The organism is Gottfriedia sp. NPDC057948 (genome assembly GCF_042887255.1).
Classification (GTDB): domain Bacteria; phylum Bacillota; class Bacilli; order Bacillales; family Bacillaceae_G; genus Gottfriedia.
Genome location: NZ_JBHVPN010000018.1, coordinates 80,307 through 98,412, shown reverse-complemented (window position 1 = coordinate 98,412; position 18,106 = coordinate 80,307). Strand labels below are relative to the sequence as shown.

Below are 18,106 nucleotides of genomic sequence, written 5' to 3'. Positions count from 1 at the left end.
AAAAGTGGATTTTCCGTTCAATTCTGAACGAAAAATCCACTTTTTTAATTTATATATTGATTAGGCAAATAAAAATGCTGTTTTTCAGTGGCCTCGGCAAGCCTGCGGGGTCTTTAGCCTTCCCGCTAATCCCATAGGAGTCGAGCACCCCTTTTGTTCCAATCAACTTTATTCAATCAAAAAAAGTCTGCAATAAAAATCTAATCAAATAGCCTTTACTTAGAGTATCCTAACAGTTTAATCTCTTTGTAGGTCAATTCAAATGGAACATTAATTAAACTAATCAATTGAATTTGTTTTTCTAAAAATTAGCTCATATTATTTTTAACTTCTAAAAAAAATGATTACTAGTATTATTGGAATCATGAAATTGCTCAAACATTTAACCTTTAAAACCATTAATAGATCATCCAAAAAATGATAATTTCGTCATTAAATAGATGAAATGTTCATTTAATGTCCGTTTACCCTATTGACCATTTTATATTTCAACACTCTGTAAAACAAACTAAATTATACTTTACATACTTACAATAATAGAGTCCTAATTACTAAATGAAGTATTATTTATATAGCTCAACAAACACAAAAAAAGGAATCTCCTAATTTAATGATTCCTCAAAAATTCTCTTTAGCTATGATACTATTCAAATAACTTTTTAACTTTTAATATGGAGTAGGTATTGGCGTTCCCGGTGGTCTCCACCAAGATTCAACAGTTTTCCAAGCAGTATTATAATCGTAACCTTTTCCCATCAAGTAACCTATAGCAACCGCTTCTGTTAATGCATGTTGATAGCCAAGCTGTTGTGCTTCTTTTAATCCATGGCTAACAGCTGGATTTATTAATGTTAGAATTTGTTGTGGATTTACAGTTTGCTGTGGATTTCTATAAAAATCATTATAAGGTACATAGTTGTAGAAATTCATATTAACTTTCCTCCCTTTTAAATAACGTTTTATGCAATCTTGGGCTTTCAAATCTTTATAATATATGTAGATTTGGGAGTTTGCGGAATAGGCTATAAGCATGGCTTAAAAATTTTTAGGTGAACATTATCTTTCATCCTGTCTGTCGTAACACCGAAATGTCTTCTCTGTCTAAAAAGGGGCACTGACTAGGTCAGCACCCTATGCGACTACCTAAGTAGTCTCTCATTGTTCAACTATTACGATAAAGTTCGGACTAGCACCGAAAAATATGTTGTAAAGTTACTATTTTTAATCTACTTTTTCTACCAATGATTGATAAATTTCCTTCAGTGACCACACTTTCCCTTTTTCATCTTTATAAACAACATGTTCACTTTGAAAATGGACAGGGGAATCCAAACCTGCAGCAGCAGCTAACCGAAATAAACCTTCACGCATTGAAATTAGATAATTCGCCGTTCGATATTTTTTTTCATCAATGACAAGGGCTTTTTGTAAATCAGGATCTGTTGTGGCCACACCGACTGGACATGCATTGGAGTGGCATTTTAAAGCTTGAATACAACCAATCGTAATCATAAATCCTCTTGCGATATTAACAAGGTCAGCCCCCATTGCTAGTGCAATCGCTACTCGATCTGGCGAGAATAATTTTCCTGATGCTATTATTTTAACTTGGTCACGTACGCCATATTTTCTTAAAGCATGATCCATTAAAGGTAGTGCAGATTTAATTGGCAATCCTACACTATCCGCCAGTTCCTGGTATGTGGCACCTGTTCCCCCTTCACCACCGTCTACAGTAATAAAGTCAGGGCCCTTTCCAGTACTTTTTATATATTTCGCTAATTCATCAGCTTCATGACCACTTCCAATAACCACTTTCATTCCTACTGGTTTTCCAGTTTGTTCCCGAATTTGTTCCATAAAGTCAAACAAAGAAGGAAAGTCATGAAACTCTCTAAAACGATTAGGACTATCAATCGATTTAAACGGTTCTACCATTCTTATTCTTGCGATTTCCTCTGTTACCTTTTCCCCATCAATATGCCCACCGCGTGTTTTGGCACCTTGAGCTAATTTAAGTTCAAAAGCTTTTATTTCAGGAATTTTACTTTTTTCTTTCAAGGCATCCCAATTAAAATTCCCCTCTTTATCTCTAACCCCGAATAAACCTGGGCCAATTTGCATGATAATATCAACGCCACCCTTTAGATGGTATTCAGACAAGCCACCCTCACCTGTATTCATCCATGTCCCCTTCGCAATTGCTAATCCCTCTGATAATGCAGTAATAGCTTTTTCACCTAGGGATCCATAGCTCATAGCAGACATACCAATCTGGCCTTTTACAATAAAAGGATACTTTGTGTTTTTACCGATCACAATTGCATCACTATCATCCAATAAAAATGCAAGTGAATCATTCTTCTCTAATCTTTCTTCCTTCTGTGTAAATAAAGGCTCTTTAATCAATAAATATCGATTTGTTGTTACGTTTATATGCTGGTCCATTTTTAATTCTTCTGACAGTTTTGGAAACATCGAATTTCTAATATAATATCCTTTTTCTTCAAAGTCTCTTTTAGACCCAAACCCAAGGACATCTCGTTTATATTTTGCTTTTTTAACAATATGCCCATATTCTTCTCTAGAAAAAGGTTTGCCTTCTAGGTCGCTGTTAAATAAATACTGACGTAACTCAGGTCCAATCGTTTCTAAGAAGTACCTAACTCGTCCTATTACTGGATAATTACGAAGTATTGGATGTTGCTTCTGTTTTCGATCTATAAAAAACAAATATAGTGTACCTATTAATAAAACTAAAAGTATTAAGGCAAAAAAAATGAATCCAAGGATAATTAAAACATTTGTTATATTCAATTATAATTCCCCCTTGAAAAAGTTCCGTAACATTGCTATCAAATTTATTTTAATTTAAAATACTCCATTCTTACTCTCCTTAATCGAGTTTACATTTTATTCTTTACATAATTCCTTCCAATTTATACAATGCTTGCATCATCGAATATGTCCTTATTCAGCTATAAAGCCTTATCTACTCATTTGAATATTCTTCAAGAGAGGTTTGAATTTCTTTTCTCTTCAAAATAAGAGTCTCCCTTTTTTCTATAGAACCCATTTAATATTTTCATTTATAAATATTCAAAAAAACATAAAATAGTCCTCTCATAATTGAACTTTAATGCCCCGACTCCATTGGAATTTGGAATTATCTTAGGTCTCGCTCCATAGAAAACGAGTGGTAACCTAGGTCTTTTTTCATTAATACTAATCAGAAAATAGTCCCGAAAATTAAAATCTAATTAACTTTTTATCTCCAAAATAATAAGTTAGTAAATTTTCTAGTACGTGTTAATATTCTTCTTGTTAAATAGTGGAATAATATGGAATACTAAAGCTAATAACTATTATTTTAATTGTTGAATAATAACTTCAGGAGTGTCTTATGAATAAGATTCGGATTAGTAAAGTAGGTTTATTTAAACTATTTTTCATTTCAATATTACTAGTTACATTTATATTCGTTGGAAAAAACGTACTTTTAAACTTCGACTTTAAAATGTTCTTTAACTATATGGAGTCTCTTACATTAATACAGTACTTTTTGATTTTTGCATTAGGTATTTTAGCTGTATCGCCAATGTTTTTATATGACTTCGTACTTGTAAGTCTATTAAAATTAGATTTCAGTTTTCGAAAAATACTAATGGTTGCTTGGCTTGCGAATACTTCCTCAAACCTAATAGGTCTTGGTGGAGTTGCAGGTACCACCATTCGAACTCTATTTTATCGAAAAGATCGCACCGGACCCGAAATTGTTAAAGCAGTGAGTAGTGTAACGATATTCTTACTTTCTGGATTATCGATATTGAGCTTAGTTTTATTTACAGGAATATTTGATTTATCATTTTTAAATGAATATAAGTATCTATATATCGCTATTATTATTGCAATTTGTTATTTCCCGGTAATGTTTTTAGTCGTTTATTTAAAACGTAATTTTTTCTCGGAGAATTTTTCGGCAAAATATATGCTTTCATTGGTTGTCATTTCTTTATGTGAATGGTCTTTTATTTTATTATTCATTTACTTCATTTGTTTATTTTTACATATCGACATTACAATCATTGAGGTTTTACCTGTTTTTTTAGTAGCATCTGTTGCAGCTCTTTTAAGTATGATTCCAGGCGGTCTTGGGTCTTTTGATTTTATTTTCCTCCTTGGTTTTACATACTTTGGAATCGATAAGGAAACGACACTTCTTGTTTTATTGATTTATCGTTTCAGTTATTTCTTTTTCCCGTTTGCTTGCGGTATTATTTTAGCTCTTAAATTATTATGGAATAAAATAAATCAATCATTTAATAATATTCCAAATCAAATTTCAACTTATATGGGGCATAAGCTTTTAACGATTTTAGTATTTTTATCTGGCGTTATCCTATTAGTTTCTGCTGCTGTACCAAGCATGCTTTTAAGAATTAGTCTTTTAAATTTAATTTTACCTTCGACAATTATTAATATTTCACATTTAATTTCGGTCACAGCAGGCTTTACATTGTTAGGACTTTCTCGTGGAATTGATTATAAAGATAAAAGAGCATGGTATATTACACTTTTCATGCTGATTGTTGGGGCAGTTACAACGTATTCAAAAGGATTAGATTATGAAGAAGCACTTTTCGTATTAGCAGTTGCTTTTATATTATTTATTTCAAAGAAACAATTTTATAGAGAAAGCTTCGTTTTAACCTGGGGTAAGCTTATTGTTGATAATTTTATTTTATTTTTCTTTTTGGGTAGTTATTTACTTATTGCTTATATCAATCTACCTCAAACAAATGTCAAAATACCTGCTAAATATTTACCTTATATACTTGTTAATTCGAGAGATATCGTGATTAGTGCAGTTCTTGGTTTTGCAGCTGCTTTACTATTTTTTTATATCGCATTTTTCAAAGTTAAAAGAAAACAATTTGAATTTATAAATACGAAAGCTGAAGAAGAAAAAATAAAAGAACATTTTAATAAGTATGGTGGTACAGAACTTTCACATTTGGTTTTTTTACATGATAAATATTTATTCTGGGCTCAGGATGAGACTGTATTATTTATTTTTCAGCCATATGCAGACAAATTAGTTATTTTAGGTGACCCGGTTGGTGAAAAATCTCGTTTATATCCTGCTATTGAGGAATTATTAAACTATGCTGATCAATTTGGATATACTCTTGTCTTCTACCAAGTAAACTCAAATTCACTATCCTATTTACATGAAAATGGATTTGATTTCTTTAAACTTGGTGAAGAAGGATTTACTGATATTTCATCATTCACTTTATCTGGAAAACGTAATAAAGGAATTCGTGCACTTTACAATAAATTTGAACGCGAAGAATTTAGTTTTGAAATTATTGAGCCCCCTTATTCAAATGAATTCTTTACGGAATTAAAGGAATTATCACAAGAGTGGTTGAAAGGGCGAAAAGAAAAAGGGTTTTCACTTGGCTATTTTGATGAGGATTACATCAAACTTGCACCAGTAGCAATTATTAAAAACAATGAAAATAAAATGATTGCATTTGCATCCATTATGCCAAACTATAATGAGCATACGATTTCAATTGATTTAATGCGTCATAAAGTTGACGCTCCAAAAGGAATTATGGACTTTATGTTTGTTAACTTAATTGAGTGGTTTAGGTCTAGAAATTTTCATTATTTTAATGTCGGTATGACACCTTTAGCAAACGTGGGTCTATCTAAGTATTCTTTTACAAGTGAAAAAGTTGCAGCGCAAATTTATCAATATGGACAATTTTTATATCACTTTCAAGGTTTAAGAAGCTTCAAAGAGAAATATGTTAATTCTTGGACACCTAAGTTTTTGGCGTATCACAAAAAAACATCCTTACCAATCACAATGCTACAAATAACTTCATTAATTTCTAGGTCTAGAAAAAATTAAATTTACAGCCAGTTAATGTATTGAACATTGACTGGCTTTTTTATTGTGAAAAAGGTATTTTTCACTTCAAATCTCCTCAATTCATAATCAAAATAAAGAAATTGGTAAAAAATAATAGTTAATATCACTTGCAAAATTATTTCTCATCAATTATGATTGTGTCATATTAAATTTTGCACAACTAATATAAAAGGATGTTGATTAATGAATAAAGAAAATCAGCTTTTGCTTGAAAATCAATTATGCTTTTCAATTTATGCTTGTTCTCGAGAAATAACTAAATTATATCGACCAATCTTAGATGAGATTGGCATAACGTATCCGCAATATCTTGCATTGCTTTCACTTTGGGAAAAAGACCAACAAACTGTGAAAGAACTTGGGGAGACTCTTTTTTTAGACTCAGGAACTCTTACACCAATGCTAAAACGGATGGAATCTGCGGGACTAATTTTTCGTAAACGTGACTCAAGTGATGAAAGAAAAGTATTTATTACATTAACTGAAGAAGGTATTAAATTAAAAGAAAAAGCTTTCTGTATACCTGAGAAATTTTTCACGGAAAGTAATGCTACTCAAGAGGAATTTTTAACACTATTAAACCAAACAAAAGCATTATTAAAGAAAGTTCAATCTGCAAATGAAAATAAAAAATAGATAATAAATATTAAGGAGAGATTGTAATGGAAAAAATATATACTGCTACAGCAACTGCAACAGGTGGACGTGACGGAAGAGTTATTTCATCAGATGATTTTATTAATTTATCACTTAAACCACCAGTAGAATTAGGTGGTCCTGGTGGAGCAACAAATCCTGAACAACTTTTTGCCGCTGGCTATTCAGCTTGCTTTGACAGTGCATTAAATTTAGTAGCTCGTACGCAGAAAATTAAATTAGAATCTACATCAGTTACTGCAAATATAACAATTGGTAAAGACCCTGCTGACGGAGGATTCAAATTAGCTGCTCAACTTGATGTAAAAGTACAAGGTGTTCCAACAGAAGTAGCTGTAGAACTAGTCAAAGCAGCTCATGGCGTTTGCCCATATTCAAAAGCAACTAAAGGAAACATGGATGTACAATTAAGAGTAATTGGATAATATTTAGCATAATGGGAGAAGGAAAAGTTTTTACTTACACCTTCTCCCTTTATCCTTATCCTTGTTCTATTATCGTTTCATATTTTAATGAATCGTCTTTTGTGAAGAATTTTCTATAGGATAGAAGTGTTGAGGAGAATACACTAATTGCAATTGCACCTATTAAAATACATTCGATTAGCAATTGATATTTAATCGCATATAAAGGACTTATGCCAGCAAAGATCATTCCCGTCATCGAGCCTGGTAATGTAACAATTCCTACAGTTTTAGCTCGATCAATTGATGGAATTAAGGCAGCTCTAATTGAATTTTTTATGACATTATTTGAAGCTTGTTTAGTTGTTGCCCCTAAGCATAATGCAGCTTCAATTTGATTTTTACTTGCTTGAATTTCAGCTCTAAGTCTCGTTAATGCTAAACTATTCGCGTTCATAGATGTACTAATAATCATACTTGAAATTGGAATAACATATTGAGCCTTCAACGCAATTTTATTTGCTAACAATACGACTCCTAAAGAAATCATGACACCTAGCAATATACTAATAAATGAAATAAAAAATGCTCCTTCAATTTGTTGTGACCTTTTACTCGAAGTATAAGCACCGAATAAAATCATACAAAATAAAATAATGATTATAATAAAAAGGTGCTCAATTTGCAGTATATATTCAAGTACATACCCCATGATCATTAATTGAATGACGGTTCTTAATGAAGAAACACCAATGTCTTTTTCAACACCAAGTTTCTGATAATAGGATAATGCGATAGCTATAATAATTAATAAAAATGTCAGAGATACTCCTGTAATATGCAAATTACCATCCATCATTTCACCTCTTTTAAGCAATTGTAGAAAGAAAATTCTTCCCTAATTCTGTGCTGGGATTATTAAAAAATTCATTAACTGGACTCACTTCTACTAATTTACCATCAATCAGTAGCCCTACTCGATCAGCTATTTGTTGAACTAAATCCATATTGTGTGTAACAAGAATAATCGTTAAATTTTCTTCTCTATTTAAAGTTACTAGAAGCTCCTGAATATGTAGAGTCGATTGTGGATCTAATGCTGAGGTAATTTCATCACATAATAAAATGCTTGGTTTCATGGCAATTGCTCTAGCGATTGATACTCTTTGCTGTTGTCCAATCGAAAGTGTCGAAGCATTCCGATCAAGTAATTTCGTCTCTAATCCTACTTTTTCTAATAAAGATTTCGCTACTGTTTTGGAATCAGTCTTATCATAGCTACCGTTTAATTTGACTCCAAACAAAATATTATCCTCAACGGTCCCTTCAAATAATGAAGGAGTTTGTAGGATCATTACTGCACTTTTTCTTAAACTTTGAGGTGTCATTTTATATATTGATTGTCCATTTAAATGAATTTCACCTTTACTAATTGACTGTAATCGATTTAATGTCCGAAGCAATGTCGTTTTCCCTGCCCCTGAAGTTCCAATTAAGCAAAAAATTTCACCCTTATTCGTTTGAAAATTAATGTTTTTAAGGATTGAACTACCAAGAATATCTACACTTATACTCTTAATTGATAGGGTCATTTTATTTCACCTCTTTCTAAATGAAAGGTGCCCTATACAAGGAGGACACCTCAGACTGCCCGCCAAAAGCTCGCTTTCTTCGTTGCTTCGCCTAACTGCGGTGCTCAATTACCGTCTAAGGTAACTCCGCTCCTCACCAGGCTTCGCGCCTCGAAAGACAAGCGCTTGCAATCAGTCTGAGAATCAAGCTTTTAGTACTTTGCCTACAAACTAAGGTGCCCTATATAAGGACACCTTTTAAAATTGATTAAATTATTTTTCTTCCTCGGCCATGAGGTATGCAAAGTGGCGTTCCGAATAATGGATCCTTTACAATATCGCAGTTCATACAGAAAACGTCACAGATTAAGCTCTGATTAATGATTTTTTCTGGGTCTCCTTCTGCGTATACTTCACCATTTGAAATTGCAACAACGTTGTGTGCATAACGACATGCTAGGTTTATATCATGTAGTACCATAACAATTGTACGCTGCTCTTTTTCATTTAATTCGTAAAGTAGGTCTAAAATCTCGATTTGATGTGTTAAATCCAAATATGTTGTTGGTTCATCTAATAAAATTGTATCTGTGTCCTGAGCCAATGTCATCGCAATCCAAGCACGTTGACGTTGTCCACCAGATAAAGAATCGACTAATTGATCCTTTAATTCATACATATTTGTCATTTTCAAAGCATGATTTACTTTTTCTTCATCTTCTTTTGACCATTGTTTTAACCAAGTTTGATATGGATATCTTCCTTGTTTTACTAATTGAAAAACTGTTAAACCTTCTGGTGCAACAGGACTTTGAGGCAGGATTGAAAGATTACGTGCAATTTCCTTTGTAGGTCGCTTACTAATTTCTTTTCCATCAAGTAAGATGGTTCCACTTTTTGGTTGAAGTAATCTTGCAAGTGAACGAAGTAATGTTGATTTTCCGCACCCATTAGCTCCAATTAAAACTGTGATTTTTCCTTTTGGGACTTGAAAATTTAATTCGTTTATAATTGTACGATCATCATACGATAACGTTAATTTTTCTGTTTCGATTGCACTCGTTGACATCTTATCACCTTTTTCCTGTCTTAAATAATAAATAGATAAAATATGGTGCACCAATTACAGCAGTAAATACACCAGCAGGTATTTGAATTGGACTAAACACCGTTCTTCCAATTGTATCAGCTACCAATACCATGATGGCACCGATGATTCCAGATAAGGGAATCAATGCACCGTAAGAAGCACCAACTATTTTCCGAGCAATATGAGGCGCAATTAGTCCAACAAATGCGATTGCTCCCGCAAATGCAACTGCACCAGCTACTAATGCTGTACTTATAAATAACAAGATTAGTCGATTTTTTTCTACTTGAACTCCTAAGCTTGTTGAAACTTCATCTCCAAGTTGCTGCGTATTGATATGTCTTATAAACGATAATGCTAACACGATAAAAACTAGCGTCCAGACTGTAATGATTTTAACTTGTTCCCAGTTCGCTCCATAGACGCTCCCAGTTAACCACATATTCGCTTCGGTTGCTCTAAAAATAGGTCCAATAATCATAAAAAATGAAGTTGTGCTTTGAGCTAATGCTGAAAATCCTACCCCTACTAAAACTAATCTTAAAGGTCTTAATTCCCCATCCTTATAAGCAAAAGCATAGACAAATACTAAACTGATGATGGCACCGATAAATGCCGCTAATGGTAACCATTTTATACTTACTGTTAATTGATTCGTCCGATTATCACTAAAAATAGCTAAAAATAAAACAACGGTAGCACCTGCTCCACCTGTTATTCCAAGAATATCTGGTGATGCTAGTGGGTTTCTAACTAAGCCTTGAAGAATTGCTCCAGCGATTGCTAAAGAAATTCCAGCAAAAATGGCAATGAGGATTCGTGGCATTCGAAATGCTTGTATAAATAATTCATCTATTTTTTCACCTTCACCAAAAATAACAGATAATACTTTTGGAATCGAGATGTAACGGTCACCTAGCGTTAAACTCACTATAAATGAACTGATCAGTAAAAGAAGAGCAATTATTAAAACGGAAAATGATCGCTTATTAAATAGTAGTGAAAAGTACTTGTTTCTTAATTTGATCATGTTCATTTTACTGTACCGTCTTTTCTTGCTAAGTAAATAAAAAATGGTGCACCAATAACTGCGGTCATAATACCAACTGGCGTTTCTTCTGGCATTAAAATGTAACGAGATCCTACATCAGCTAAAAGAAGTAGTATTGCTCCGAAAATACCACAAAACGGAATCATCCAACGATAATCATTTTTAACGAACATTCTAACTATTTGAGGGACAATTATACCGACTAATCCTATTGGTCCTGCTATACTTACAGCACCACCGGCTAGAATGATGACTAATACAACTAATGTCGTTTTTAATAAAGCTGTATTTTGACCTAAAGCTCTAGATACATCTTCGCCTAACATGAATGTGTTAATCTTTCCACCAAGTGTAAGTGAGACCACCCAAGCTATTACGATATATGGTAGTACCATATGTAAAGAATCAAGTGAACGCCCTTGAACTGAACCAGCTAGCCAAAATAGTACTTGCTCTAATGCCACTTCGTTAGTTACTAGTAAGCCTTGGGTTATTGAGCTAAACATAGCTGCAATTGAAACACCAGCTAAAGTAATTTTTAATGGTGTCGCTCCGTCTTTCCCTATTGAACTTAAACCAAATACAAATACAGCTGATAATGTAGCTCCTATAAATGAAAGCCATATAGTCGCATTAGGTGATTGTAAATGAAAAAAAGTGATACTAAGTACAATTAACATCGAGGCACCAGCGTTAATTCCTAGAACGCTTGGTGATGCTAGAGGATTTTTAGTTAAAACTTGCATAAATAAACCAGCGATTGCTAAACTTGCTCCTACTATTGAAGCAATGATCGCTCTTGGAACTCGAACATTTTGAATAATTAACTGTTCATTAGACCCATCAAATTGTGTAAATGAATGAACTAAGCTTGTAAAACTAGTATCCGTATATCCTAGTAAAATACTAGAAAAAAAACAAATTACTAATAATAAAAAACAAGCTACTAATACAATAACTCTTGATCTTGGATGAATAAGCATTTTATATCTCCTACTATTCTATTCTCTTTTATTAGTCTAAATGATATGAATTATCAAGTCAATGAGAATGATTTTCATTTCCTTATTGACTTCTAATCAAATTTTAATCTATAATACTATTTGTCAAGATAAATGATAATCATTATCAACTAAAAAGGGAGACCATTCTATGAAAAAACTAAAATTTTCTTCACTAATTGCTTTATTCATTGCAGCAATTATGGTATTAGGTGCTTGTGGCACAAAAAAATCAGAAGAAGCTTCTGGTAAAGAAAGTAAAAAGGCAAATACAATTACAATTGAGCATGCAATGGGTACGACAAAAGTTCCTGTTAATCCAAAAAGAGTTGTTATATTAACAAACGAAGGAACTGAAGCTTTATTAGCATTAGGTGTGAAACCAGTTGGTGCTGTTAAATCATGGACAGGAAACCCTTGGTATGATCATATTTCTAAAGATATGGATGGCGTAGAAGTTGTAGGTGTGGAAAGTGAAGTTAACCTTGAGAAAATCGCTAGTTTAAAACCAGATTTAATCATCGGTAATAAAATGCGTCAAGAAAAAGTGTATGAGCAATTAAGTGCTATTGCACCAACAGTTTTCGCTGAAACATTACGTGGAGATTGGCAAGAGAATTTCAAATTTTATGCAAAAGTTTTAAACAAAGAAGAACAAGGTAATACAGTATTAGCTGATTATACAAAACGTGTTGATGAACTAAAAGCTGAATTAGGCGATAAAGTAAATCAAAAAATTTCAATGGTCCGTTTCATGGGTGCTGATGTACGAATCTATCACCAAGATACATTCTCTGGTGTAATTCTTAAACAATTAGGATTCCAACGTCCAGAGGAACAAAATGCTCCTGATTTTGCTGAAAGAGGCGTGACAAAAGAACGTATTCCAGCGATGGATGGAGATTACATATTCTACTTTACGTTTGATGACGGTAAAGAGTCTGGATCTAAGCTTGAAAAAGAATTTACAGAAGATCCTTTATTCAAAAAGTTAAATGCTTCTAAAAATGGACATGTCATTAAAGTAAATGATGTTACATGGAATACTGCAGGTGGAATCAAGGTTGCTTACTTAATGTTAGATGATATTGAAAAGACTTTTACTAAATAATAGAATTTAAAAAGGTTTACCTTTATTGTCAGATCGAATGACAATTTAGGTAAACTTTTTTTGTTAAAGTCGGTATTTAGCTAATTTCCATTCCTGCAATACTTGCTTATCCCGCTTTTCCTGCATCTTCAACATTTCCTGCAATTAGCGTAAGCATCATATGCTCCTGGTCCCAATATTCATTGTTAAATTTTAAACTATTAGGTGTTTTAGCAAATGTTTTGAATCCTAGTTTTTCATACAGTTTTTTTGCTGTTTCATTACCTTCTACGATATTTAATGTAAGTTGTTCAAGTCCAAAGCTTTTTGCTAAGTGGATCGCTTCTTCAATTAAAAGATAGCCTGCCCCCATTTTTCGAGCGCTAGGAGAAACATAGACAGACTCAATTTTTCCTTTATGCTCTGCTTTAACTTTTTCAAATGTTTTTAAAGTTGCTACTCCAATTAATTGACCTTTGTCAGTAAATGCACCGATCGTATAGTTTTTATCTTGATCCAATATTTCTGCTTTGTATTCAATAGGGTCATCTTGATCAAGTATTTCATCCATAGTTGTAATAAAAACTTCAGGATTCTCTTTTAAACCTTCTAAACGAATATTAAGATAGATTTCAGCATCTTCTTTAGTTAATAAACGTATTTTCATACCTATCCCTCCGTAGTTCTTGCAAAGTATATTTTATATAACAAATGGAAGGTTTTCAACGCTTTCAAAAGCTAGACTCTAGTAAACTCACATTGTCATAAATTTGTAAAAAACATAAAAAAACGCTTGTATACCAAGCGTTTAGATGATTCTCTTTTCATGATTTTTCTCAATTCTTGTTACAGAAATGTTAGGTTTGTCATAGTCATTAAGTAAACTTTACTAAATCAAATAATCTAGTTTTTTATCAAATATACTCTTTCTGGCCTACCAATCGTTCCATACGCTAAATCCGCTAATACTTTTCCTTCAGATACTAGATATTCTAAATATCTCCGGGCAGTAGTACGACTAACGCCAATTTCCAGTCCTATATTCTCAGCAGTCATACCGTTATGAACTTCATTTATCACAAATAACACCTTATCTAAAGTAAGCTTATCAATACCTTTAGGGTATATACTTTGCTCTTCAATCATCGAATTATTTTTTCCGATTAAACCATCTATTTCTTCCTGAGTTAGATAAGCACTTTTGGATTGTAGGCTTTGTACTTTATTTGAATGATTTACATAACGTATTAAAGACTTTTTAAAACGATCAAAAATGACTGGCTTAATAATAAAATCAAATACACCATAATGTAAGGCCTTATTAACTGAATCGATTTCTTTCGATGCTGTAATCATAATAACATCTGCCAAAATTGAATTTTTCTTCATCCATTGTAAAAAATCTAAACCATTCATATCCGGAAAATAAACATCTAATAATACTAGCTGCGGCTTTAGAATCTCAATTAAATCAACAGCATCTTGGTAATTTGTCGCGATACCAATTACACTAAACCCTTCTATTCTCTCAATAAATCGTTGATGAATTTCTGCAATTCTACTATCATCTTCAACTATTAACACTTCTATTAAATTCTTTTTCATCGTATCTGTTACTCTCCTTTTGGCGTTTCGGAATGGCAACAATAAATGTAGTTCCCCCATGTTCGTTTGAATGAAAAGTAATTTGTCCGTTTAATTTATGGAGCAATCTCTGGACTAGGTGAAGTCCAATCCCTGAGTTTTTAGATTGCTCCTTAGTAGAAATACCATATTCAAAAATCTCATCGATTAATTCCTCAGGGATACCATTTGCATTATCCTCAATTTCAATCACTAAATCCTTACCTAAATCAGTAAGAAATAGTGAAACAAGCTTTTCTGATTTATTTGTTTCTAATACTGCATCGAATGCGTTATTTAATAGATTTCCGATTATTGTTATTAAGTCTTCCCTATTTATTTCTTTTGGGACATCTGCAAAACTACTATTATAATCAATGTTAAAGTCTACTTTTAACTCATTAGCTAAACTTATTTTTCCTAAAAGAAGTCCTGCAACAACTGGGTCTGAAATTTCTTCCATAATAAAATGGATAATATTTTGAGTAATATTTGATTCCTTTGAAATTAATTCAATCGCTTCTTGATAGGATTCAAGCTGTATTAAACCTAAGATGGTATGCAACTTATTTGAATATTCATGTGCCTGAGCCCTCAGGCCTTCTGAATATGCTTTTATTTGCGATAGTTCATTTAGCAATTTATTCAATTCAGATTTTTCCCTAAAGGTTGTTACTGCTCCAACAATTTTAGAATTCATTCCAACAATCGGTATACAATTAATAATCATTACTTTTTCATTTATTAAAAACTCTAAATCATAAATTGGCTGACCTGTTTCAACTACTTTCTTCAGATGCGAATTATGCAATACGTCTTCTATTTTTAATCCTCTAAGCTTTAAATTATTTGGAATAGAAAGTACTTTATGAGCATTTTCATTAACTACCGTTATTTCTCCGTATTCATCAATCGCAATAATCCCTTCATGAATCGATTCCAAAATTGCGTGTTTTTCTTTGTACATCCTTCCAATTTCTTTCGGCTCCAATCCGAAGATCGATTTTTTTATATTAAATGAAATTAAAAATGCTACTCCTATTCCAAGAAGTAAGATGACAATACTATTTTTTATTAGTTTTTTACTAAACACTTGTGCCTCATGGTCGATATCTTTTATTAAGTAGCCTACAGAAACAACTCCAATTACACTACCATTATCATCAAAAATAGGAGTTTTTCCTCTTAAAGAAGGACCGAGTGTTCCAGTCGATTCCGATACGATTTCTTGTCCCTTAATTACTTTATCATTATCTCCTCCAACCATTTTCTTCCCAATGAGGAATGGGTTTGGATGTGAATAACGTACTTCATTTTTATTCCCAACAACGATAAATTCCGCTCCAACTTTCTTTCGGATTTGTTCAACGATCGGCTGAATGATCCCAGATGGATTTTCACTTAAAAATGCTTCACGAACTTCTGGCATATTTGCCACTGTTTGAGAAATAGCTAAAGCCTTTAATCCCTTTTCATGTTTAAGGTTTTTTAGAAACATTTCTTGAGATACTATTTCAAAAACACTACTAATAACTAAAATGAGAACAGAAATAAAGATGATTAACTTATAATGTAAACGCATAAAATTTCTCCTTATATTTTTATAATAATCAAAAAACTCCTTTTGTTAAAGGAGTTTTGTTAGAAAATTAAGCTTCTACATTAATAACTACTTCTTTACCCTTCAATTTAATAATAATTGGAATAAGAATCCAAAGTACTCCAATTATTAAAAATACTAATGAAATAGGATGAGTAAAGAAAATACTATAATCACCATTTGATACAGTTAAAGCTCTTCTTAAATTATTCTCAATCATTGGTCCTAAAACGATACCTAATACTAGTGGTGCGATTGGAAAATCATTTTTAGAAAGGAAATATCCAAAAATACCACATGCTATTAATAGAAGTAAATCATTTACAGATACTTGTACGGCATAAACACCAAATATTGAAATGGCTACAATTAGTGGCAATAAGTATTTCTTTGGCGTTTGAATAATCTTTGCAAATATTTTTACTAAAGGCATGTTTAAGATAATCAGCATTACGTTACCAATAAACATACTAGCAATTAACCCCCATGCAACATCAGGATGTTCTTCGAAAAGAAGTGGTCCCGGTTGTATGTTATACATCATTAAAGCACCCATTAGGATTGCAGTTGTTCCTGAACTTGGAATCCCTAAAGTTAATAAAGGAATCATCGCTCCCCCAGATGCGGCATTGTTTGCTGACTCAGGAGATGCAACTCCAGCAATTGTACCAGTTCCAAACTTTTCTGGCGTTTTACTAACTTTCTTTTCTAAAATATAAGCGAAAAATGAAGCTAAAATAGCACCCGCTCCCGGTAATAAACCGACGAAAAATCCTAAAACAGAGCCCCTCGCAATCGGTGCTACACTTTCTTTTAATTCTTCTTTAGATGGTAATAAATTATTAATCTTTGCCATCTCACCATCTTCAACTTCATTTTCAATAATAGTTTTAAATACTTCACCTAGCGCAAATAATCCTACCGCTACTGTTAAAAATTCTAACCCTTGATATAGCCATGGAATGTCATATGTAAAACGAGAAACGCCTGATACGGAATCAATTCCAATTGTTGCTAGTAGTAGTCCGAAGATCGTCATAATTAATGCTTTTGTTACTGACTTTCCTGCTAGTCCACTTACTGCACATAAACCAAGAAGCATTAATGAAAAATATTCAGCTGGACCGAACTTAATTGCTAATGCCGATAATGGTTTTGCTAATACGATCAGTGCAATAAGAGTAAAAATCCCTGCTACAAATGAACCAATTGCGGCAATTGACAAAGCACTTCCAGCTCTACCTTTTTTAGCCATTTGATAGCCATCTAAAGTCGTCACTACCGATGAAGATTCACCTGGAGTGTTTAATAGAATTGATGTAGTAGAACCACCATACATAGCACCATAATATACACCAGCTAATAATATAATTGCACTGCCCGCTGCTTGCTCAGGTCCTAAAAAACCAGTTACAGAAGCAGTAACAGGTATTAATAAAGCGACCCCACTCATTGGCCCAATACCAGGTAATACCCCTACTGCTGTACCAATTAATACTCCGGCAAAAGCAAACAATAAGTTGTACCATGTAAATGCAGTTTCAAATCCCTGCATTAAATATTGAAAAGTACTCAAGTTAATAACTCTCCCTTCGATTTTCTAAAACCAAATTGACCAAACAGGTAACGTACCTTTTAAAACATCGACGAAAATAAAATAAATAATGAGTGAATAACCTAATGAAATCGAAAGTGATTTGATCCAGTTTCCACGCTCCATTGTTTGAATTGCTACAATTAGGAATAAAAACGAACTAATAATAAAACCGATTTTCTCAAGTAAAAGTGCATAAAGAATAGCTGAAGCAAGGATGATAAAAAATTGCTTATAATTATATTGAACTGCTTCCTTTTCTTGTCCCTTATAAGAAAATGTTTCGTAAAATAACCTACAGCTTAATAAAGAAAGCGCGCAGCCAAGTATAAATGGAAAAACGTTCGGACCAACTACACTTCCATAAGCAGCGGCTGCTATACTCCGACTTTCTATAATAAAAGTAATACCTGTAATAAGAAAAATGATTGCTGCTAATCGATCAAATTTTTTATTCATGTATCTCACCTCTTTATGT

At 32.7% G+C, this 18,106-nt stretch carries 16 protein-coding genes; 4 read left to right on the top strand and 12 right to left on the bottom strand.

Translation table 11 applies throughout. The annotated features are described in order from the left end of the window. Positions 1–666: 666 nt before the first annotated feature. The gene (locus ACFVRR_RS20545; protein WP_387332258.1) at positions 667–930 is read right to left on the bottom strand and encodes a hypothetical protein; all 264 of its coding nucleotides are present in this window, start codon (positions 928–930) and stop codon (positions 667–669) included. Positions 931–1,221: 291 nt separating this feature from the next. Further along, a complete protein-coding gene (locus ACFVRR_RS20540; protein WP_387332256.1) occupies positions 1,222–2,817 on the bottom strand; it encodes an FMN-binding glutamate synthase family protein in 1,596 nt (531 codons plus the stop codon). A gap of 586 nt (positions 2,818–3,403) precedes the next feature. Here ACFVRR_RS20540 and mprF point away from each other — a divergent pair. The 3 genes from mprF (at position 3,404) to ACFVRR_RS20525 (ending at position 7,029) form a co-directional block, all read left to right on the top strand. After that, positions 3,404–5,926, top strand: coding sequence for a bifunctional lysylphosphatidylglycerol flippase/synthetase MprF (gene mprF, locus ACFVRR_RS20535; RefSeq protein WP_387332254.1), 2,523 nt, complete (start codon positions 3,404–3,406; stop codon positions 5,924–5,926). Positions 5,927–6,130: 204 nt separating this feature from the next. Continuing rightward, positions 6,131–6,583 (top strand): MarR family winged helix-turn-helix transcriptional regulator, encoded by a 453-nt coding sequence (locus ACFVRR_RS20530; RefSeq protein ID WP_387332252.1) that lies wholly within the window; start codon positions 6,131–6,133, stop codon positions 6,581–6,583. Positions 6,584–6,609: 26 nt separating this feature from the next. Continuing rightward, positions 6,610–7,029 (top strand): organic hydroperoxide resistance protein, encoded by a 420-nt coding sequence (locus ACFVRR_RS20525; protein ID WP_387332250.1) that lies wholly within the window; start codon positions 6,610–6,612, stop codon positions 7,027–7,029. A 55-nt stretch (positions 7,030–7,084) separates the two neighbouring features. Here ACFVRR_RS20525 and ACFVRR_RS20520 read toward each other — a convergent pair whose 3' ends face one another. The 5 genes from ACFVRR_RS20520 to ACFVRR_RS20500 form a co-directional block, all read right to left on the bottom strand. Next, positions 7,085–7,864: an ABC transporter permease gene (locus ACFVRR_RS20520; protein ID WP_387332248.1), complete on the bottom strand. Its 780-nt coding sequence runs from the start codon at positions 7,862–7,864 to the stop codon at positions 7,085–7,087. A 13-nt stretch (positions 7,865–7,877) separates the two neighbouring features. Then, positions 7,878–8,600, bottom strand: coding sequence for an ATP-binding cassette domain-containing protein (locus ACFVRR_RS20515; RefSeq protein ID WP_387332246.1), 723 nt, complete (start codon positions 8,598–8,600; stop codon positions 7,878–7,880). 247 nt (positions 8,601–8,847) lie between these two features. Further along, positions 8,848–9,648, bottom strand: coding sequence for an ABC transporter ATP-binding protein (locus tag ACFVRR_RS20510; protein WP_387332244.1), 801 nt, complete (start codon positions 9,646–9,648; stop codon positions 8,848–8,850). A 4-nt stretch (positions 9,649–9,652) separates the two neighbouring features. Further along, on the bottom strand, positions 9,653–10,705 hold the full coding sequence (locus tag ACFVRR_RS20505) for a FecCD family ABC transporter permease (RefSeq protein ID WP_387332241.1): 1,053 nt from the start codon (positions 10,703–10,705) through the stop codon (positions 9,653–9,655). Beyond that, positions 10,702–11,703: a FecCD family ABC transporter permease gene (locus tag ACFVRR_RS20500; RefSeq protein ID WP_387332239.1), complete on the bottom strand. Its 1,002-nt coding sequence runs from the start codon at positions 11,701–11,703 to the stop codon at positions 10,702–10,704. The genes ACFVRR_RS20505 and ACFVRR_RS20500 overlap by 4 nt, the downstream gene beginning before the upstream one ends. Before the next feature lie 169 nt (positions 11,704–11,872). On the opposite strand from ACFVRR_RS20500, the gene ACFVRR_RS20495 reads away from it, so the two are divergent. After that, a complete protein-coding gene (locus ACFVRR_RS20495) occupies positions 11,873–12,832 on the top strand; it encodes an ABC transporter substrate-binding protein (RefSeq protein WP_387332237.1) in 960 nt (319 codons plus the stop codon). 106 nt (positions 12,833–12,938) lie between these two features. On the opposite strand, the gene ACFVRR_RS20490 is transcribed toward ACFVRR_RS20495, so the two are convergent. The 5 genes from ACFVRR_RS20490 to ACFVRR_RS20470 form a co-directional block, all read right to left on the bottom strand. After that, positions 12,939–13,478 (bottom strand): GNAT family N-acetyltransferase, encoded by a 540-nt coding sequence (locus ACFVRR_RS20490; protein WP_387332235.1) that lies wholly within the window; start codon positions 13,476–13,478, stop codon positions 12,939–12,941. 236 nt (positions 13,479–13,714) lie between these two features. Further along, a complete protein-coding gene (locus tag ACFVRR_RS20485) occupies positions 13,715–14,416 on the bottom strand; it encodes a response regulator (protein WP_097976577.1) in 702 nt (233 codons plus the stop codon). Continuing rightward, positions 14,382–16,016: an ATP-binding protein gene (locus tag ACFVRR_RS20480; protein WP_387332233.1), complete on the bottom strand. Its 1,635-nt coding sequence runs from the start codon at positions 16,014–16,016 to the stop codon at positions 14,382–14,384. Before ACFVRR_RS20480 ends, ACFVRR_RS20485 begins: the two co-directional genes overlap by 35 nt. A gap of 67 nt (positions 16,017–16,083) precedes the next feature. Continuing rightward, on the bottom strand, positions 16,084–17,589 hold the full coding sequence (locus ACFVRR_RS20475) for a tripartite tricarboxylate transporter permease (RefSeq protein ID WP_387332262.1): 1,506 nt from the start codon (positions 17,587–17,589) through the stop codon (positions 16,084–16,086). A 45-nt stretch (positions 17,590–17,634) separates the two neighbouring features. Next, positions 17,635–18,087: a tripartite tricarboxylate transporter TctB family protein gene (locus ACFVRR_RS20470; protein WP_387332231.1), complete on the bottom strand. Its 453-nt coding sequence runs from the start codon at positions 18,085–18,087 to the stop codon at positions 17,635–17,637. Between the last annotated feature and the right edge of the window lie 19 nt (positions 18,088–18,106).